We start from the raw sequence: 20,533 nt of genomic DNA on the forward strand, positions 1-20,533 counted from the left end.
TCTTAGAAAGAGAAGCCAGAAAAAGAGGTACAGATCCTCTCCTTTTACTTTATGACAAGTTACTAAAAGATTTAGATCCCTCTCAGAGAGTATCACTTTATATTTCAGCGTCTGAAAAATTTTTGAATGAGGCCCATGAATATAAAGATGATCTCGTTCAAGCTTCTGAAAAGCCTAGAGCGCTTGTGCGTTTATTGTTAAAGCTTATTGAGAAAAGCATGAGTTAGAACATTATAGGCATAGAGACCTTGAAGAGATTATGAGCAAATTAATTTCTAAAACCGGAAAAGAACTTGGTTTATTATAAGAAGTGTGTCTTAAGTTGCATTCTAATTTCTACGAGAATTTTATGGTTAAGGATGACGTTAAGATGATGATAGAAGCAGAAAAGAGTTTGGAGGAAAAATGAAAATAATATTAGAAAAAGATTGAACTAAAATAGAAAACTCCATATTGCTGGACTACCTATGTAGTGGTCAAGAAAATCTACAAATGGATCGGGTTTACCGTTTATTGAAGATATTCTTGAAGGCTGATTCCAGACAAGTCCTTGTTTAACTAAATTATTCCACTCTTTTTCACATAAAGAAAGGGAGTCCTTAATTCCATACTTATATGCTAACCAACAAATAGCAAATGTCATTCTAGGCCATGAAGAGTATGTTTGAGGAGATAAAGGAATAACTTTTCCATTTTCGGTAACAAGGTTAGGTACACAATAGGGAGAAGTATTGCCATTTACCTTAACTATATAACTTAACGCCGATACAATTTTCTCCTTATCAACTATGGGTTCTAGATCAAGCATTCTAGCCCACCACTCACCAAAAATTTGTGCTGTAAATATGGCATTCATTCCTTCCCAAGCTATGAAATATTTTCCATTAAACATTTTCTCAAACTTCTCTCTTCCTTCTTTAAGCTTTTCCTCTACCTCCTTTAACGTTTCGTTATCGTTCATGAGTCTTGCAATCTCTCTCATAGCTAGCAAAGAGGCTATATAAACTGAGGAAACATAACTGTCATGCCCTTTAATAGGTGTAGCATCAAATGCACTATCAAATTTCCCTTCTAAATATGGCAAACCGTTTTTAAGCGTGGTAAATTCCCACTTCAATGCCTTTATTAGTGCGGGGTAAACTTGTTTTAATGTTTCTATATCCTTTGTGAACTTATAATATCTGTAAACTAAAAGGATAAAAGTTGGGTTTATGTCTTTCCATTTCGGTGGAGAAGATGTGCCATCATTTGGAGCATCAAGAGAAAATAAGCCTAAATCATGAGGAATATAGCCATCATCTCTTTGACTTTTGGCAAAAAGTAAAATTGTTTGTTTTTCCAAACACGGGAATAACAGAAGAATTGGTAAAGAGCCAAATTCGTAACAAGTACCCAGTGTACTGACGCAAGGACAAGTTACTGATTCGAGGATTCCAAATCTCCCTCTTTCATCTAGCCAAGTTGTTGAAGATAAAATATAGGCAGAGTTTATAATGGCGTCAGAGAACTGATGAGATAAAATTGAATCTTGCCACTTTTTTGTCTCTCTTTCAAGATAATCAAAGTTGTCAAGAAAGTATTTCGCAACGTCATATGAATCTTTAAAGAAATTCTCATAATAATGCCCATAAGGATAATAAACGCTTTTACCAGTAAAATACCAGGCTATTACGAAACGTGATTCTCCTCTTGAAAATATTATACTCGCTGGTGAGTCAGCCATTCCAGTAACCTCATGTGGATAATCTAATTTCTCTTTCCATCCCCTAATCTCTTCTCCTAAAGAAAATTGAGTAACAACACTCTCTATGTTATCGGAAATAATTGTTACGTTTCCTTTTCTAGGATCGTAATCAGTTGCCTTTAAGTTTGTGTGAAATACCCCTTCTTTTACTCTCTTATTTATTCTTCCAATATTAAAGGTCCCAGTTATGTTAGGGAACGAGAGTCCTATTAAACTCTCCTTGTTTACCTTAATTTTTAGACCTACTGCTGGCAAAGCAGAGTCTTTTAGATTGTTAGGAATGATTGAAGAGAAAGCGATAATTCTTACTTCTACGTCTTTCCTTTTTACTGTTATGTATACAAAAGGATATTTTCCCTCATAGATAACTTCATCTGCAGAAGGATAAAAGGAAACGATTTTTTGTGCAAAAAACTCCTCATCATTAGTATTTATGTAAATATGAAAACCTTGAAGTTCTTTTATAGGGTTATTCCAATTATTTGCTATTGTGACGTTTACTACTCTGACTTTATTATCAATCTCAATTTTTCCAGTTCCAATTCCTCCTAGTGGAACTCCTGCAACTATATTGTCTTTGTGAGTATAAGTAACCATAATTAGTTAGATGAACAAAAACAAAAAGATGTTTCTATCAAGAGTTAAAATTCTTCATAAACATCAATAAACCTCTTATAACAGCTCTCATACTCTTTTTTACTAACTACGTGAATTTCGAAAGACGCATAAAAACCCTAAAGCATCATATAAAATTGATGAAACTTTTGCCTTTCCCACTCGTTATTAAATTTTGTAATTACTAAAACATCAACATCACTATCTATTCTGAAATTCCCTCTCACTACTGAACCAAAAAGAATAACCTTACATTGCAGATCTACTTTCTTTACACACGCTTCTTTTATAACTTTCACATAATCTCTAACGTGAAAGAGTCTTTATTATGCCAAGAATGACTTTGAGGTCGATTTTTATGACGAGAAAAATTCAAGGCTTATACAAGTAACATACGCATCAGACAAAATTAAAAATAGGAAAAATTAAAGGTCTAATTAAGGGGAAAGAGGTTACTAGGGCTTAAGGATTTAATCATAATGAGCTGGACTTAGAAGAAGAAATAGAAGTAAAAGGGGATAAAACAAAGATAATTCCTCTTTATAAGTTCTTATTAAGTTAAAGTATAAGAATCATGGCTACTAATTGAAATAAACCTATTATAAATAAAGTGTAATTGAAACCCACTATTGAATAGATTAATGGTAATATTAATCCAGCTACCCCATATCCACTATCTCTATATAGTCTGTAATACCCTAATGCCTTTCCCCTTACACTTTCATCAACTCTATCATTAACAGCAGCTATTAAGTTTGGGTAAATCATTCCCATTCCTAATCCTTCTATAATTGAAAATTCAAGTGGTAATGCTGAATATTTCATAAACCCTAAAAACATAAGAACAAACCCTAAGGCTAAAATTAATCTTCTCTTATTATACGCATCTGCTATATAACCAAATAAGGGCTGAGAAAGAGACCATGAAAATGCATAAGAAGACACAGTTAAACCTACTAAATATAAACTATAGTGTTGAAGAAGTAAGTAAGAAGGTATTAATATGAAAAAGGCTGAATCAACAAATTTCTCCAGTAATCCAGCAATACTAATTTTCGTTATAGGATAATATCTAAGCTTTGGATCAGTGTTTGAGTTAACTAGTTTTTTAGTTTCCATTGCAATCATTGAGCCTAGTAATGCTATTACTGAAACTGAAAGTATAAATATGTAATTTAAATTGAACATAATACTGGCTAAAAAACTACCGAATGATACTCCTAAATAACCAGACATTTCATTAATTCCAGTAGCAAAACCAGCTCTTCTTTTGCCACTAATATCTATTTGTGATGTAACTGTAGTAGTCCAAGTTAATGCTTGATTTATGCCAAGTAAAATAGAAACTACTATGATTGCAAAAACATTAAGATAAAAAACTAGAAAAGAAGACAATAAAGCTATAATCCATCCAATTAAGAGTACTTTCTTTCTCCCTAAATCATCTGAAAGTTTACCAGCAAGAAAATTAAAAGTACCCTTAACGAAACCAAAGGCAACTAGTGGTAAAAGTAAAGCTAAGCTTAAACCCAAGTTCAACTCTTTCTCATACTCTGGTATTGTAATCCTCAATATTCCTAAATAAAATCCAGTAAAAAACACTAAGATTGTAAATAAGATAAATTGTCTGTTCACATTAAGTAAAATTTAAAACATATAAAAATCATTTATTCACTATGGAAAGTGAATTAGAAGGAAAATTAAGAAGACTAGGTTTCTCTTTTTATGAAGCAAAAGCTTACTCATCATTGCTCGTCCTTTGCAGTGCAACTATGAAAGAGATTTCAGAAAAGTCTGGAATACCATATCAGAAGGTTTATGAGATAATAACTTCATTAGAGGCTAAAGGATTAGTAAGAGTAATTGAAGGTAAACCAAAAAGAGTAAAATTAATTGATCCATCAATCTCTTTAAAAGTTTACAGAGATAAAATAGTAAATGAATTAGATGAGATTATAAACTATGTGATATCCTTACATGAAAAAAGTAAAATTAGTGAAGTCGACCGTAGTATACATGTTAAGGGAAGAAGAACAGTAATAAAATTAGTGAAGCAATTTGCTGAGAGAAGTAAAAAGATGAAAGTTGTCTATGATAAGATACCAGAATGGTTAATGAAAATACTTAAACAATATAATGGGGATTTATTTGTAATAACTTCAAAAAACATAGATTTACCAGGCAAAAAGGTTGATAACATTACCTCAAGGTTTATTATATTTGATGATTCCTTATTAGTTACTTTCAATGGTGATGATGAAATAGTTATTGACTCTTGTAAAGGATGTGTCATTCAAGCTAAAGAGCATTTTGATTTATTAACTTCTAAGAGTGAATAAGTAATTTATATTTTCACTCAAACTGTAAATTATGATATTTAGACAACTAATAAGCAAAAAAGGTGGCTGTATAACTTACGTTTTTGGTTGTACACAAGCTGGAGAGCTTTTTGTTATTGATCCAAAGTACGAATTAGTTAATGAGATAGTTAAGCTCGCAGAAGATTTAGGAGATATGAAGATATCTTATATAATTGATACTCATACTCATGCTGATCACATTTCTGGGGCTAGAAAATTACAAGAGATAACAAATGGAAATGTTTACTACCATGAGGAATCTAAAGTTAAATTTAAAATTGAAAGACTTAAGGATGGAGAAGAAATAAAAGCTGGAAACGTTAAAGTGAAAGTTATTTATACACCAGGTCACACGCCAGACAGTATTTCAATTTTAATCTACGATAAGAGAAGGGATGAAAGTTGGAGCGAACCATGGGCTGTACTTACTGGTGATACTTTATTTGTTGGAAGTGTAGGAAGAATTGATATAGCTGGAGGAAACTCTGAAGAAAATATGTATAACAGCTTAATGAAACTGAAAAACTTACCAGATTATGTTGAAATTTATCCAGCTCATACTTCTGGTTCAATATGCGGATTTGCAATTAGTGGCAAACCGAGTTCAACTATAGGATTTGAGAAGAAATTTAATCCCTTATTTAGAATTAATAATAAAGACGAATTTATAAACAAAATTAAAAGTATCAATATGCCTAAACCAAAAGAATTTGATGAAATTATAAAAAGAAACCTTGAAGGAGTAACTTAAACTAGATAGTCATTACTTGCTAGCTACTTTTTGTCTATTTATTTCTATAACACCACCTATAATACTTAATATTGAAAATACGCATGGTGCAAATAATCCAGCAATTCCTCCTCCTATCATTACTCTCCAATCATTTTTATAGACTCCATAAAAAGTTACTAAAGCTCCTATTAATCCTATAATACCTAAAGCAATTACTGAATTACCATAGATTGCAATAATCTTAATAAAATGATCAATTAATGGTTCTTTAGTTGCTATACTAGTTATGCTTGCTATCAGTGTTATTAATCCTCCTATTGAACTTATTATTCTTCCTATCATTTTTATCACCAACGAGTGGCTCTTCTTATATCCTTTTAAATTTTACTCTAATGAAGTAAATTATTACCTATAATTAATTTGAAAAGAAAAAAATACATATATATTACTCTCATTTCATAAAAATAAGTTTAACTCCGAAAAAGAAAGCATAAACTCAATTCTCTTTATCAAGACAATAATATAGAATTGTAAAAATTAGAAATAAAAAATAAATGTCATATTATTTCTATGTCTTTTTCAAATATATCTTTCGGTAAGTAAGCTGTAACTATCCAGTTAGGCACATCTACAACTTGGCTAACTCTCAAATTTACAGCAACGCTAGCTAACATATAAGCTTCTACTGGAGTCATGTACTTAGCTAATAATGATATTATTCCTTTTATTGCCTTTTTTGATGCAACCCATAAGTTTGGATCTATTCCAGGGTAAGAGATATACTCATTAAATTCCATCTCCTTTACCTTTTTAGTTATGAAAACTGGTTGTGTTAGACCTACGTTTTTAATTAACCTTATTTTCATTGTAACCTCCATTGGGGCTTCTATTGCTGTCCCACAAACCTCACCATCACCCTGGGCTAAGTGAGTATCACCAATTGAGAGTAAACCACCTTTAACAAATACTGGTAAGTATAATTTTGTCCCAACTGTTAAATGCTTAATATCCATATTACCACCATTTTCTCTAGGAGGAATAGTGCTGAACTTACCTCTGTATGGTAATGCTGTACCAATAACACCAGGGAATGGATAAATTGGAATTTTAACTTTCAATTCACCAAAAGTTGCATAAGCGTACTTCTCATCAACTTTCCAAATCTTTAATGCTGGACCTTGTAAGTCAATTGGTGCAGTATATTGCTCATCAGCTAAGAAACCAAAGCCCGGAATTACCCCAGTCCAACCCCATCCCTTATGCTTAAACTCTAAAAACTCAATCTCTATTGCATCACCTGGTTCAGCTTCTTTTATTTCTATAGGTCCAGTTAATGGATGAATTCTAGAGAAATCTAACTTCGATAAATCTTTTTCAGTTGATGTCTCAGTTATTTGACCATCAGAGGCTTCTTTAGTTTCTACTGTTATTATATCCCCATCACTTATACTCATTATAGGAGGTAATGAATTATCCCATTTGTTGTGTGTAATTGCATGAATAGTATATTGCATAAAATAATTTTGATTACTGATTTAAGAATTTACTTCAGCTTAACTAATACACTTGCATTTTACTTTTATATCTAGTTTAACTACAAAATGAAATGTTAATAAGGATAAATTATACGACTTATTATAATATTATACCTATAAGATGATTCTCGTATAGTAAAGTTAACAATTCTGTTTTAAGGCCTTTATGTAGACCTAAGGATAACTCAACAGTCTGAATATTTTTCAGAATTACTAGAGATATATCGAACTTTACAATTTGAACATAGAAGAACTTAAAGATTTTGCCTATTCAAAAGTTTATATAGATCATACCTTAAATAATAATTTATTACCTTCGTCATGAGGAAATAGACTTTAAAATATATTTAACGCAATATTATCTTTATTATGAGATATCACAATTTTTGGATTAAATTTAAGGAGTATGCAGTTCAAAATGAAGATGCTTTTAGCTCATCATATCTACTAAAAAGTGTTATTCATTTAATTAAGGAGAATCCTAATATCACGTTAATAGGACTAGCTGGTATTTTAGATACGGACGCAGTGTATCTAGCTAAATATTTAAAATACATCTATAAGAGCGTTATAGAGAAGGAAAGGAACTCAAGACTGTTACCTTAACGTTTAAAGAGCTATCCTAGTTGTAAATAACAAATTTTAAGGAAATACATTAGCTAGCATAGAAATTTAAGATTATTATTTTTTATACGAAAGTAAAATGAGTGCAATATTGAGAGAATTAGAAGATTATAATAACATGCACCGAAGAACGGTAAAGATCTCATATTCGTTGTCATAAATTACCAAACAAAACACAAAAAGTTTCATAAAGATGCAACTCCCAGTCTCATAAAAAGATCTTCTGGAATAGAATTTAATAACCGCTAGATATGGGGAAAATATTTATATGTTAAGGGAAGAAGTGCTTAACTGCGTCACAAAGATATTACATAATATCGCTCCCAGCAATTAAATTACGTCTTTAAAAATAATAAAATATATCTACTATTTTACGTAAATGGAAAGATAAGACCTATGTAAGTTAAAAATAAATATATAAATAATCTATGCATTTATATTACTAAGAAAGAAATTAATGGTTTTTAGATCTAAAGTAATTCTAACAATTATATTAGAATATATATTAAGTAAACACTATGTAGTATTGGATTAAAAAAGAATAAATTATGGATTAAATAATAATTTTTATATAGATTTCAAAACTCTACTGTTAATAATCATTAAAACTATACCATATACTATTACCCCTAAACTCCATAAGAGAGAAAAACTGCTACCTATAAATGCATTATAAATTGCTTGCGACATATATGTTGTAGGTTCTAGTAAAGTAAGATACCTAAAGGGTATAGGTATGTAAGTTATTGGATAATAAACAGGGGCGAAGAAAGTTAAAACGAAACCTATTATTTGAGAATATTGATTAACAGCATAAAAGTTCTTGATACCTAATCCAACAGTTATTCCTAGCATAGAGGAAGTAAATATTGAAGTTATTATAGATATTAAAAGAAATAAAATAGACTTAACTATTACATGAAGCAGAAAGTAACCAATTATAATAACTATTGGTATCATAATTAATGTTGAAATTCCATTGCCTAATGCTATGCTTAGTGCGTAAAGCTCTTTAGGGATACCAGCGGAAACCATTAAGGAAAATCTACCTGATCTTCTCTCATAACCTAAAGATTGAGATACAGTAACGAAAATCCCTATAGACATGTAGAAAGTAATAGTGCCAGAAAGAATGTATGGATAATAGGAACGCATTGAAATAAATCCAAAAGCTAACATAAAGGCTAGAGGGAAGAATATAGCGTAAAATATCATAAGGGGTAAATATGCTTTTATTACCTTAAATTGCATTATTATTAGATCAAGAAATTCTCTCAACATCTTTCATTACCTCTAAGTATATTTCCTCCAGAGTTGGTAGCCTTACTTCGAATTTACCCTTAAGAGTCATAATTAATTTCTTTAATTCTTCTTCGCCTTTTACTTTTAATACTTTACCAGTTGTATAGTCTATAATTTCATACCAATCTGAAAATTTTTCTTTTATCTGCGAAGTTGTTCCTTCTAGGATTACTTTTCTATTTATGAGGTATATTCTGTCTGCGAGTCTTTCTGCTTCATCTAAGTAATGAGTAGTTAGTAACATACTTTTTCCCTCCTTTTTTAGGGAAAGCAATATATTCCAAACTTCTCTTCTAGCCTCTGGGTCTAGACCAGTTGTTGGTTCATCAAGGACGATTAATTTAGGCTTATTGACTAAAGCCATAGCAATCAATGTTCTTCTCTTCAGACCGCCAGATAGATCCCTAACTAAAGTATTTCTCTTACTACTTAGATCTAATTTTTGAATTAGTTCTTCAACATTTTCCTTTAAGATTTTTTTATCAACTCCTTTCAACCTGCCAAAATAATATATATTATCCCAAACTGTTAGGTCTTCAAATGGTTCTGTCTCTTGAGGTATTACACCCATTAATCTTTTCACACTTCTATCTGTCGGTTTCTTTCCAAATACTCTTATTTCTCCCTTATCTGGTATTAACTCTCCATAAATTTGTTTTACTAGTGTTGTCTTTCCAGCACCATTAGGTCCTAATAATGCTATAATTTCACCTTCGTTAACAAAGAGTGAGATATTCTCGTTTGCAATAATTTTACCATAAGACTTCCAAATATTCCTAACATCAATAATCATATAGTAATTTAAACGAATGAAGTTAAAAAAATAAACCTTGTAAATTAACATAAACAGATCTTACTATAGCATAGGGGCTAGAATCCCCAAAACCCCTTTATTTCTCCCCTATTCTAATTCCCCCATCTAGCCCCCTATATATAATAATTTAAGTAAACTAGTTTAAAAAATTATCGTGTTTGATTTTAATATAAATGAAAAATTCAATCCTTAATAAGTTATAATATCACACTATTAGGTTAATGAGTGTGCATATAGTGTCGTCATTAAGGTATAAATATTTGTATAAAACGAGTATTATGTATGGGTAAAGAGGGAAAGAGAGGAAGCCGGTTATAGGGATATTTCTTGTCCTAATTGTAGTAATCATGTTAACAAGGTCGGGAAGGCTATAGGGAGGTAACTTTATATGTGCAAGGACCGTAGGAGGAGGGGGCTAAGCATCATTATCCAAAGGGTTTAAGAGAGGAGACTTTAAAGATGTATGCTAATAGTATGAGGGCATTTTCTAGTGTTCTTCAAGTTCCTTTAGGAATGGTATTTACATGGATTAAGAAGTATGGTAGTAAGAAGTATAATAAGTTTGGGAGGAGAGCTAGGAATAGATTAGATGAGAGTGGCTTATGAGGTGTGGACATTTTTCAATAGAAGTGTGAAGGCTTTTAATACGCGGGTTTTTGTCTTCTCCATTATGTTACATTTTCTAAGAGCATTTGTATTTCCAGAAAGTTTTGAATTGTCTTAGTTTTGAAAATGAAGAGAATTGGATAAAAACTTATGGGACTTAGTAACGTTTAGGAGTTTTTAACAATGTATACCAGAGAAGGGTGTCTGGGTTACGTATGTTTTATTTCCTTCTCCTAGAACATAGGGTAGTATCACTAGTTAATCCAAACGAATTCTTCCACTCATACTTTGGAGATAGTCTGTTAAGAGGACTCTGACTTCCTCCCCGCCCTGAAGGTTTTCTACCCACACTTATTGTAAGTCTTGTGTTATGGGAGAGATAGAACTTATGCCAAAATGACTACAGTATGAGTGTGTTTAACAATATTGTTTTTATAAATTTATTAAATAAACATTTACGTAGCAATCTTGTATCTCTCTATTTTTCTATTCAATATTTGGTTCTTTTGTACTTCGATGGTTATAGAGAGAATTAAGTTTTCCAAATTTTTATTATAAAATTTTTAGCCACATTAAAGTTAATGACAAAACCTTAATTTTGAACAGCATTTGGCTTGATTAAAAACCTGATTCTAAAGAATATTAGCAATGAAAATTCTAGTGAGAGATAACTAGAAAATACTAAAAACGTTAAAGATAGAAATAAAAGTAAGGACAATTTAGGCTAATTATTTTGTATATAGAAAGGAAAATCTATAACTCTTCGTTCCCTTAGTATTAACCTTATGATAAAATAATTTTCCACTTAATGGTTCATCTTCTTTATTAGCAGTAGTTATGAATAAAGTATCTAAGTCTTCCTCACCAAATGTTACTGAAGTAACGTAAGTTACTGGAAGTTTAAGTTCAGATACCTTCTTACCATTGGGTGACCATCTACTCACTTTACCTCCACCCCAATGGGCTATCCATAAATAACCTTCTTCGTCAATTGTCATACCATCTGGATTACCTTTTTCAGTAGAAAAATCGATGAAAACTTCTTTGTTATAAATATCTCCAGTATTTACATCATAGTCGAATGAATAAACTTTTCTTATTGGACTATCGATCAAATACATTTTACCCCTATCTAAATCCCACGCTAAACCATTTGATACAGTAAGATTAGATAACATTTTCTTTAATTCTTTGTCAAATCTGTAAAGGTTTCCGCTAGGAGAATCTTTTGAAGTATTCATAGTACCAGCCCAAAATCTTCCCTTAGGATCACACTTCCCGTCATTAAACGTATTCTTTGAAATATTTACTTCAACAGATACTATTTCCTTAATTTCTTTAGTCTGAATATTAACTAGAGAGATAGTATGCCTTATTGTAGCTAAAACTCTATTCTCGTCTATTACACATAATGAAGAAACCATATCTGGAACTTCTATGATCTTTTCGTTTTTGTCATCTAAGTTTTTTATAATAATCTTTTTACCCTCTATGTCAACCCAATAAATACTATTAAAATCATATACTGGACCTTCACCTAACTTAGCTTTATAATTACTAAATACATCCATAATTTCTTATATTAATTCAGTATATTTTAACTTTAAAAGTGGAAAGAAAGTCTCAGAACGAGAGAAAGATAGTGGGAAGGAAAAGTCATGCGATCATCATACGATTTTCTTTTTTAATAACTCGAAAATTTCATCTGGATTTGGAATATCTCTAATAATTTCAACTTTTTTCGTTTTTAAAATTAAATAAACAGATCCACAATGAAATCTTTTTGCAAGAAAACCTACTGAAATAAAAGCATCATCAATTATAGAATAACTAATGAATTTCCTTGAAAAGGGTGTTTGTATTATTATCCCATTCTCATCAAAAATATAAGTGTGAATTCTTTTCCAAAAAGCGTACAAAAAGAGGGTTGTAAATACTATCCCCAAAAAGATTAGAAAACTAATAAGTCTAGAAATATCTAGAAAGAGAGAGAAAATAAAGATGATTATTGTCCCTTTAACTATTGTTTTTGAGATGACTGGTTTAGTAGCCAACATGCTACTTTTCTCCCGTTATATTCAAAAAGTGGTGGTTCCTGTTTTTTACATATTTCCGTGACGAACGGACATCTAGGATTAAATCTGCATCCATTAGGAGGATTAATAAGTGATGGTACTTCTCCCGTTGGTGGCTGTAAATCTTTCCTCTTTAAAGATGGTACGGAAGCAATCAGACTTTGAGTGTAAGGATGCTTTGGCGATGATATAATTCCTTCTGCATCTCCAATCTCCATTAATTTACCAGCATATAGTACAGCTATCCTATCTGATATATATTTTGCAACATGAATATTATGTGTAATGAACATATAAGTTATTCCTTTTTCTCTCTGAATTTTTACTAATAGGTTTAAAATCTGTGACTGGACTGAGGCATCTAAAGCTGAAGTTGGTTCATCAAGTACAATAAACTCCGGTTCCGTGATTAATGCCCTAGCTATAGCAACTCTCTGAAGCTGTCCTCCAGAAAGCTCTCTTGGGTATTTAGTAGAAACATACTCAAAATCTAAACCAACACTTTCTAATACTTGTTTGACAAGTTTTCTCTTAGTTTCAGAATTAACTTTTCTTAAAGGCTCAGCAACAACATCAAATATTTTCATTTTAGGATCAATGCTTGTTGCTGGATTTTGGAACACCATTTGTATTTTCTTTCTAATTTCCTTTACGTTTTTATCAGTTATCTTTTCTCCTCTATAATAAATTTCTCCTTTAGTAGGTTTATCTAAAGTTACTAATATCCTTCCTAATGTTGTCTTACCCGACCCAGATTCACCAACAACTCCTAGAACTTCTTTCTCATAAATTTCTAAATCTATATTATCTAAAGCTTTAACTATAATTGGCTTTTTTCTAAATAGTTTATCTAAAATACCATAGCTACCTACTATAAAGTACTTTTTCAATCCAACAACTCTAATCAACTCATTCATATAACCAACACCTAACTCTTCTATTGTTTATTGTTTTAAGTTCTGGTTCTTTATTCCTACAAATATCAATTACTTTATTACATCTAGGATGAAACTTACAACCTGTGGGTAAAACTAAGAATGAAGGAGGGCTTCCTTCGATGACCTTTAACTCTCCTTCCTTTTTAGATATTGTAGGAATACTTCCTATCAAACCTTGTGTATAAGGATGCATAGGTTTATTTATAACTTCATCTATATTTCCATCCTCCATTATTCTTCCAGCATACATTACAATTAACCTATCAGCAATGGCGTAAACTAATGAAATATCATGAGAGATAAAAAGAATTGCAATCTTCTCTTCTTCCCTTAACTGTTTAAATAATTTAACTATTTGAGCTTGAATAGTTACGTCAAGAGCTGAAGTCGGTTCATCAGCAATTAGTATTTTAGGCCTTAAAATTAAGGCCATTGCAATTACAACTCTTTGGACTTGTCCTCCAGATAGTTGATGAGGATATTTCTTTATAATTTCTTCGGGATCAGGTAATCTTACATCTTTAACTGAATTTAAGATAATTTCTTTAGCTTCTTTCTCATCAAACCTCTTCCCATCTCTACTCATTTTTACTTTGACAGCTTCCATTAGCTGATATTCAACTGTTTTCACTGGATTTAGACTGTTTAGAGGATTTTGGAATATCATGAAAATACCAGTTCCTCTTACATTTTCAATTTCTTTTTCAGTTAATTTAACAATATCTTTTCCATCAAAGAGTATTTCACCTCTTTCATAGAAAGCATTAGGTGGAAGTAATTTAATTATAGAATGTCCTAAAGTTGATTTGCCAGAGCCAGATTCACCTACAATACCTATTATTTCACCTTCTTCAACGTCAAACGTCACGTTATCTAAAACCCTAAATTTTCCTATTAATGCCTTGTATCCTACTGAAAGGTTCTTAACTTCTAAAACTTTCAATAAACCACCCTCCCTGCAATTACGTCTTGTAATCTGTCACCTAGAATGACGAAAGAAGCTACAATAACTAAAATTACTATTGATGGAAATAATGGCCACCACCAAACATGAGGTAAATATTGTAAGCCATTAGATACCATTGCACCCCATTCTGGTTGATTTAATCCTTGAAGACCTATTCCTAAAAACGTTAAGCTTGAATAAGTCAATATTACATTTCCAAAATCAAGTGCAGCATATGAGAGAACTGGGTCAATAACATTGTGAAATACATGCTTAAACACAATTTTGAAACTATTAAATCCCATTAACTTAGCCATATCTATATACCCCATGTTTTTGACTACAAGAGTTTGACTCCTAAATAATCTTGCATATGTAGCCCACCACGGAATCATTAATCCAATCATAGCACTTGTAAAACTTGATCCTAAAAGAACTGCAACGGCAATTACTAGAATTAATCCAGGTATAGCTAGGAAGACATCAGTAATTCTCATTAATATTTCATCAATCCAACCACCAAAGTAGCCGGCAAACATTCCTACTAAACCACCAATTACTATTGCAAATATTACAACTACAGTAGAAATTTCAGCATCGGATGGTGCAGCATATAATATTCTACTTAGTATATCTTCTCCATTATAGTTAGTACCGAAGGGATGATGAATTGAAGGAGGTAATAGCGAGGCTGTAAGATTGAATTGAAAAGGATTGTAAGGCAAGAACTTGTATGATAGAGGAATATATAGTATTTGATGTGAAGCATATTGCAAAAGACCTTCAAATATTGACCAGGTATAATAAGCAAAAACTATTATTAAAGCAACAAGAGCAACTTTACTACGTAAAGCGTTTCTCATTAAACTACTCTTATAAATATAATAAGCACCTAGCACTACAGCAGATATTGTTATGCTGAAAGTCGAAAAGAGCACATAAGGTAATAACAAGGTGTTATGGAAATGATATGCTCTTAACGTTGATTTATTAGCAAAATATGCATATATTCCTAAATTAATAATTAAATATATAATAAGAGCAAAAACAAAGATTTTACTAATCTTCATTCAAGCTTCACCCTAGGATCTAATATCCCGTAAAGTACATCAGCTATAAAGTTGGCTACTATAACAGCTATTCCAATTATTATAGTAAAGTCTAATACAGCTACATAGTCTAGGCTTTCTATTGCTTGAGTTATAAAGTATCCTATGCCTAAATAGTGATATATATCTTCAACCAAAACAGCACCAGCAACTGAATAACCAAAGAATAAAGCAACTAAAGTAATTACGGGAATTAAACTATTTCTTAAAGCAACCCTATATACAACATAATTTCTTTTCAGCCCTTTTGCAAAGGATAGTTTTGTATAATCAGACTCCATTGCATCAAGCATTGATGATCTTGTTATTCTTGTAAATAATCCAAAGGTAATTATAGCAATTGATAGGGTAGGTAAAACAGCATGTCTAACTGCTGAAAGAAAGTAAGGCCAATCACCGGATATTAGACTATTTAATATAGGAAAAGGAGTGTATGAAGGTGGAGCTTTTAATAAAGGATTTACCGTACCATTAGGTGGTAATAGACCTAAATAATAAGCTATAACTAATTGAAAAATCAGAGCTACAAGAAATGGTGGTGAAGCCCAGGTAATTAAGTAAACTCCTTTTATCGTATTATCCTTTAAAGTCCCTCTATTAGCGGCAGCTATTGCACCACTTAATATTCCTATCACCGCTGCTAAAATATCGCCGGGAATTACAATTTGCAAACTTATAGGTAAATAGTGAAACAAAAGAGTCGATTCTTGGACTTTATATATGGGATCAATGCCCCAATTTCCAGTAAATATATCTTTGAGGTAATCAAATAATTGAATATAAAGAGGAGCATTCAAATTATATTCTTTAATTATTTGATTAATCTCGGTAGGAGGTGCATGAGGATTACCGGCGTAAATTCTTGCTAAAGCTGCTGGATTAGGGGCTGCCGTATGAATTAATATAAACACAAATAGTATAAGAAGTAAGAGTGTCACAATTCCGTTTATAGCTCTTTTAACGGCAAATTTCAAAAATGAGCTTTGCATAATTAAACTACCATCCATTATTATTTAAAAATTTTCTGTCATACATCATTAGAATCCTAGTTTTGTTTGATAAAGTTTAAATAAGAGTATTAGAAACTTTTTATCGACCAATAATGAAAAGTAGGGGTATCTCTGGAACATTAATTGCAATAATAGTTGTTGTAATAATCATCATAGCAGCAATAGCAGCAATAATGCTTACAAGCCATAAGACAACACCAACCACGACTACTACTACAACACCGATCACTACAACAAGTAGCATGATTGCTACTACCACGACTACAACAACATCAGTAGTTACGACAACATCAATAACGCTCTCACCACCAAACTCAACAACACTAACTGATGTAGCGCAAACAGCACCACCAGATGCCTTAGACCCAGCAACTGGATTTTACGTACAAGACGGACCATTATTTACGGCATTATTCCAAGAATTAGTAGAATTTAATGGTAGTAATTATCATGAGGTTGTTCCAGTTATTGCCCAAAATTATACTAATATTAGTTATCAGCACTGGATATTCTATATTAGACAAGGTATAACATTCCCAGATGGTGTTCAAGTAAATGCATCTACTGTTTGGTTCTCTTTCTATAGAACAATACTAATGGGGCAAGGACCAGGTGTAGCAAACTACATTGAGTTATTATTTAATGCTACTGTTTATGCTCAAACTGGTTATGCTATACCTTGGGGTGTTAATTATGCTATACAAAATGTTACTGGCTTACCAACAGCAAACAATTACAATTTGACTGCCAAAATATTAGCATCAATATTATCAAACTTTAATGCTAACAACGCAACAATACAAAAGATTATGAGTTATCCAAACCAAGCAGTAGTAGTATTAGGACCATATGAGGTAGAAATAAACACCCTAGAACCATATAGGTTCTTCTTATTTGATATTGCATCATGGTGGGGTGCTATTGTTAATCCTGTTTATGTTGATGAGCATGGTGGTGTTCAACCAAATACTCCAAACTCTTACATTGACGAAAATGGTATGAACGGTACTGGACCATATTTATTAATTCATGTTGCACCAGGTTTTTCAACAATAGTTTTAGAAGCTAATCCACATTACTGGGCTATTGGTAAGAATGTGCCAGCAGTAGCTGAACCAGCACACATTAAATATATTATAATTGATTATGGATTATCACACACTGATAGAGTTGAGGACTTCTTAAAGAACCAAGCACAAATATCTTACGTATCCATACCATACTTATCACAAATACTAGGACAATCACCATACAACACAATACCAATGAATGCATCATTCAGAAACTTTGGTGCCACACCAGGTGTGTTATACATATCAATGAATATGATGCAGTTCCCAACAAATATAACTGATTTTAGGTTAGCTGTTGTGCATGCCATTAATTATCAGCAATTGCTCCAAATCTTTAGTTATAATGGTAAGATTTTGGCACAGGAGTACTTAGGACCTATTTCTCCGCAATTCCCAGGTTATTATAATCCAGATAACCTAACACCTTATCAATATAATCCAGGTTTAGCTATGAAATATTTGAATGAAGCTGGTTATCAAGGAGATTTCTATGTAGTTTTGCCAAACGGTACTATTCTTGGTAATCCTAACGGCCAAGAATTACCAACAATAAACATTTATGCTTTAGCACCAGTAACACCTTTAGAGCAAGATGAGTTAGAGATTATTACACAAGATTTGCAACAGATTGGTTTAAGTGTTTCAGTAAAATACGTGTTACCGTCAGTAACTGATGGGTGGACTACTCCAAGCGGTACACCATTAATGGTTGATTTAGGATGGTTTCCAAATTGGCCTGACCCCGTGTTCCAGCAATTAATGCCATTAACTGATGTACAATTTGGTGGTATTTCTGGTAATCTTGCATGGGTTAATATATCTACATTACAACAAATGTATCAGACTTTACCATTTATAACAAATGCTACTGAGCAAGAGCAATTGGTTGCTAAAGCATACCAAATAATATATAATGAAGCACCTTATGCTTGGTTACCATTCCCAGATACCTATTACTTTGTGCAGCCATATGTACAAGGATTTACATACAATCCATACGTTGGATACTTCTACAACATGATGTACTATTCAACATACACATACAGTACTTAAATAAGTTTAAACTAATAATATTTTTTTACTAATATTTAAACGGTATTGTCTAATCATATTATATTTAAACACCATTTTAAATTCTTTAACTGATTTAGGAAAATAATAAATGAAATTACCTTATTTGTAGTTTAGCAAAGCAAATGTTATTTACTGTTTGTCAAAAAAACTCATATGTTAACTTTAGTTGAAATAAAAGGATATCCAATAATGATATATGAAAAAGACGGAAAGAAATACATGTATTTAGCCGGTTGCCCACATAAACAAAGACCTATTACTACAGAAGGTTATAAAATTGAAGAGGACACAATAGTTTGTCCTTTCCATAAAGCTAAATTCAGTCTGATAACTGGAGAATTAATAAAACCACCGGAGTCAAAGACTTCTTGTCCTCCTGATTGTAAGTTAATAAGAGTAGATATTATAGGAAATGAAATTAAATTTGAAAAAGAACCATTTCATCCATCACTTCCTAAAAAGTAATTTTATAAAGAGGCATAAAACCAATTAGAGCTAAAGGTTTCCATGGAGTTAGATTTTGCGAAATTGATAGTTTTATTTTATAACTTTCAAGTATCCTAACAACCCACTTTCCTTTAACTGAATTATAAATTCTAAGGTAAGGAAAAGTTAAATAAAGTTCATAAGTGTAAGAAACTGACTAGAAAAGTGTTGTAAATAATTCCTACTTAGTTCTATATGAGAATCAATGAATCCAGAATCATAAATTCTAACATGAATTTCCCATTATTAATAGAGAGTGCATACTTCTTTCCTTTTCTTAGCTCTAAAAACACTTCATGGAAACCATCTTTTTTAAATCTTTGATAAATTTCTCTGTATATAATCTTAGGTTTCCCTTCTTTCCTAGAAAAGTCTTCTGGAAGTACTTTAACATTTTGATCTTCATAAAGAATCTTCTTTGGTACCTTAACTGTTATCTCATTCACAAAGATACTTAACTTAAAAACTCTTTAATAGACAAAAAAAGCTGAACATTTTCAAACTTTATGTATTGTATATACATCTCTCCTTAGATAATTTTATTTATTACGTATCTTAAAGCTATGTAATGATTAGAATTATCATGGTTATTGTTGCCCTCCTTTTAATTTTCTCTGGCGTTTATATGATTGTTCATGATGCCACTTCACACTACACAAGTAAAATATATCTTTACAACGGAACAATTTATATATTATATCATAAACCGATCTTTAAAATAGGAATTTTAAATTATACTTTTGAGTTAGAGATAGTTAGTTCTCATTTTAATGGTATTATAAAGATCGCAAATAAAAGTTTATATAATGAACTTAAAAATATGATTTTTGTAAAAATTAACGTTTATAGTGGAACTGAATCGAAAGCTATAATTGCTAAAGTCGAAATAATAAATCATCCTCTAAACCCAAGTGAGGTTGCTAAATATACTTAACATACCTTATTTATTTTCTAATAAATTACACTTAATGAAATATAGTAGGGTTAGAAAATGCGTTGGTTATAGCGCATTCAAATGTCCTAAAGAGGATAATAGGGATCATATTTCGGTTAAGTATCTCTATGAGAGGGCTCTTTAACTTCTTTTTGTTTATTATTCTATGTTAATTCTTACAGAGTTTATTGATGCATTAAGAAGAAAAAGAAAATAATAGAGTTTATAAGTCTGAAAAGTAGGCAGATATTAAAGAGGGGTTTGAGTCTCATTGAATTTCATGTATTTTGTATCTAATTCTTAACCCTAGAGCTCAATGTAATCATGAATCAACCCACACATCCTTCTCACCTCCATTAAGGGAATAATCTAACTCACCTTACTGTGAGAAAAATCCCCCATATTCTGAGATTGAAACTTGATTAAATTATTTTGAATTAAAGTTCATGCAATAAAAATAACTGTTGAGTGTGCTATAGTCTTTTTCAATGAAAATGCAACGGAATGATTTCAATCATAAAACTTTTTACTCATTTCAGCAATGGCGTTACATTT

General features: G+C 31.4%; 21 protein-coding genes. 7 read left to right on the plus strand and 14 right to left on the minus strand.

Annotation, left to right across the window (positions count from 1 at the left end):
* Nucleotides 1-433 precede the first annotated feature (433 nt).
* The 3 genes from ACAM25_RS04785 to ACAM25_RS04795 form a co-directional block, all read right to left on the minus strand.
* Nucleotides 434-2,341, minus strand: a complete 1,908-nt coding sequence (locus ACAM25_RS04785) for a GH116 family glycosyl hydrolase (protein ID WP_369611197.1) — start codon at nucleotides 2,339-2,341, stop codon at nucleotides 434-436.
* Nucleotides 2,342-2,478: 137 nt separating this feature from the next.
* Nucleotides 2,479-2,658 carry a nucleotidyltransferase domain-containing protein gene (locus tag ACAM25_RS04790; protein ID WP_369611198.1) on the minus strand — a complete coding sequence of 60 codons (180 nt, stop codon included), beginning with the start codon at nucleotides 2,656-2,658 and terminating at the stop codon, nucleotides 2,479-2,481.
* A 259-nt stretch (nucleotides 2,659-2,917) separates the two neighbouring features.
* Nucleotides 2,918-3,994, minus strand: coding sequence for an MFS transporter (locus ACAM25_RS04795; protein WP_369611199.1), 1,077 nt, complete (start codon nucleotides 3,992-3,994; stop codon nucleotides 2,918-2,920).
* Between the two features lie 41 nt (nucleotides 3,995-4,035).
* On the opposite strand from ACAM25_RS04795, the gene ACAM25_RS04800 reads away from it, so the two are divergent.
* Entirely contained in the window at nucleotides 4,036-4,698 is a 663-nt protein-coding gene (locus tag ACAM25_RS04800; RefSeq protein ID WP_369611200.1) for a TrmB family transcriptional regulator, read from the plus strand.
* A 31-nt stretch (nucleotides 4,699-4,729) separates the two neighbouring features.
* Complete coding sequence (locus ACAM25_RS04805) at nucleotides 4,730-5,470, plus strand: MBL fold metallo-hydrolase (RefSeq protein ID WP_369611201.1); 741 nt, start codon at nucleotides 4,730-4,732, stop codon at nucleotides 5,468-5,470.
* Between the two features lie 12 nt (nucleotides 5,471-5,482).
* Here the strand turns inward: ACAM25_RS04805 and ACAM25_RS04810 are convergent, their stop codons facing one another.
* Together ACAM25_RS04810 and ACAM25_RS04815 are read right to left on the minus strand one after the other, a co-directional pair.
* Nucleotides 5,483-5,794 carry a hypothetical protein gene (locus ACAM25_RS04810; protein ID WP_369611604.1) on the minus strand — a complete coding sequence of 104 codons (312 nt, stop codon included), beginning with the start codon at nucleotides 5,792-5,794 and terminating at the stop codon, nucleotides 5,483-5,485.
* Between the two features lie 215 nt (nucleotides 5,795-6,009).
* A complete protein-coding gene (locus tag ACAM25_RS04815) occupies nucleotides 6,010-6,966 on the minus strand; it encodes an acetamidase/formamidase family protein (protein WP_369611202.1) in 957 nt (318 codons plus the stop codon).
* A gap of 390 nt (nucleotides 6,967-7,356) precedes the next feature.
* Here ACAM25_RS04815 and ACAM25_RS04820 point away from each other — a divergent pair, with 390 nt between their 5' ends.
* Entirely contained in the window at nucleotides 7,357-7,593 is a 237-nt protein-coding gene (locus ACAM25_RS04820) for a hypothetical protein (RefSeq protein ID WP_369611203.1), read from the plus strand.
* A gap of 585 nt (nucleotides 7,594-8,178) precedes the next feature.
* On the opposite strand, the gene ACAM25_RS04825 is transcribed toward ACAM25_RS04820, so the two are convergent.
* Nucleotides 8,179-8,892, minus strand: coding sequence for an ABC transporter permease (locus ACAM25_RS04825; RefSeq protein ID WP_369611204.1), 714 nt, complete (start codon nucleotides 8,890-8,892; stop codon nucleotides 8,179-8,181).
* Nucleotides 8,873-9,706, minus strand: coding sequence for an ABC transporter ATP-binding protein (locus tag ACAM25_RS04830; RefSeq protein ID WP_369611205.1), 834 nt, complete (start codon nucleotides 9,704-9,706; stop codon nucleotides 8,873-8,875). Before ACAM25_RS04830 ends, ACAM25_RS04825 begins: the two co-directional genes overlap by 20 nt.
* Nucleotides 9,707-10,186: 480 nt before the next feature.
* Between ACAM25_RS04830 and ACAM25_RS04835 the strand changes: the two genes are divergently transcribed.
* Nucleotides 10,187-10,333, plus strand: coding sequence for a hypothetical protein (locus ACAM25_RS04835; protein WP_369611206.1), 147 nt, complete (start codon nucleotides 10,187-10,189; stop codon nucleotides 10,331-10,333).
* 728 nt (nucleotides 10,334-11,061) lie between these two features.
* Here the strand turns inward: ACAM25_RS04835 and ACAM25_RS04840 are convergent.
* From ACAM25_RS04840 to ACAM25_RS04865, 6 genes are all read right to left on the minus strand, one after another.
* A complete protein-coding gene (locus ACAM25_RS04840) occupies nucleotides 11,062-11,904 on the minus strand; it encodes an SMP-30/gluconolactonase/LRE family protein (protein WP_369611207.1) in 843 nt (280 codons plus the stop codon).
* 96 nt (nucleotides 11,905-12,000) lie between these two features.
* Nucleotides 12,001-12,390: a PH domain-containing protein gene (locus ACAM25_RS04845; RefSeq protein ID WP_369611208.1), complete on the minus strand. Its 390-nt coding sequence runs from the start codon at nucleotides 12,388-12,390 to the stop codon at nucleotides 12,001-12,003.
* Nucleotides 12,354-13,325: an ABC transporter ATP-binding protein gene (locus ACAM25_RS04850; RefSeq protein WP_369611209.1), complete on the minus strand. Its 972-nt coding sequence runs from the start codon at nucleotides 13,323-13,325 to the stop codon at nucleotides 12,354-12,356. Before ACAM25_RS04850 ends, ACAM25_RS04845 begins: the two co-directional genes overlap by 37 nt.
* Nucleotides 13,318-14,289 carry an ABC transporter ATP-binding protein gene (locus tag ACAM25_RS04855; protein ID WP_369611210.1) on the minus strand — a complete coding sequence of 324 codons (972 nt, stop codon included), beginning with the start codon at nucleotides 14,287-14,289 and terminating at the stop codon, nucleotides 13,318-13,320. The genes ACAM25_RS04850 and ACAM25_RS04855 overlap by 8 nt, the downstream gene beginning before the upstream one ends.
* The gene (locus ACAM25_RS04860) at nucleotides 14,286-15,362 is read right to left on the minus strand and encodes an ABC transporter permease (protein ID WP_369611211.1); all 1,077 of its coding nucleotides are present in this window, start codon (nucleotides 15,360-15,362) and stop codon (nucleotides 14,286-14,288) included. Before ACAM25_RS04860 ends, ACAM25_RS04855 begins: the two co-directional genes overlap by 4 nt.
* Complete coding sequence (locus tag ACAM25_RS04865; protein WP_369611212.1) at nucleotides 15,359-16,390, minus strand: ABC transporter permease; 1,032 nt, start codon at nucleotides 16,388-16,390, stop codon at nucleotides 15,359-15,361. Before ACAM25_RS04865 ends, ACAM25_RS04860 begins: the two co-directional genes overlap by 4 nt.
* A 263-nt stretch (nucleotides 16,391-16,653) precedes the next feature.
* On the opposite strand from ACAM25_RS04865, the gene ACAM25_RS04870 reads away from it, so the two are divergent.
* Both ACAM25_RS04870 and ACAM25_RS04875 read left to right on the plus strand, forming a co-directional pair.
* Entirely contained in the window at nucleotides 16,654-18,537 is a 1,884-nt protein-coding gene (locus ACAM25_RS04870; RefSeq protein WP_369611605.1) for an ABC transporter substrate-binding protein, read from the plus strand.
* Between the two features lie 174 nt (nucleotides 18,538-18,711).
* Nucleotides 18,712-19,023 carry a Rieske (2Fe-2S) protein gene (locus ACAM25_RS04875; RefSeq protein ID WP_369611213.1) on the plus strand — a complete coding sequence of 104 codons (312 nt, stop codon included), beginning with the start codon at nucleotides 18,712-18,714 and terminating at the stop codon, nucleotides 19,021-19,023.
* Between the two features lie 212 nt (nucleotides 19,024-19,235).
* On the opposite strand, the gene ACAM25_RS04880 is transcribed toward ACAM25_RS04875, so the two are convergent.
* A complete protein-coding gene (locus tag ACAM25_RS04880; protein WP_369611214.1) occupies nucleotides 19,236-19,490 on the minus strand; it encodes a hypothetical protein in 255 nt (84 codons plus the stop codon).
* 122 nt (nucleotides 19,491-19,612) lie between these two features.
* Here ACAM25_RS04880 and ACAM25_RS04885 point away from each other — a divergent pair, with 122 nt between their 5' ends.
* On the plus strand, nucleotides 19,613-19,978 hold the full coding sequence (locus tag ACAM25_RS04885) for a hypothetical protein (RefSeq protein WP_369611215.1): 366 nt from the start codon (nucleotides 19,613-19,615) through the stop codon (nucleotides 19,976-19,978).
* Nucleotides 19,979-20,533: the final 555 nt, after the last annotated feature.

Source organism: Sulfurisphaera javensis, assembly GCF_041154675.1.
Lineage (GTDB): Archaea > Thermoproteota > Thermoprotei_A > Sulfolobales > Sulfolobaceae > Sulfurisphaera > Sulfurisphaera javensis.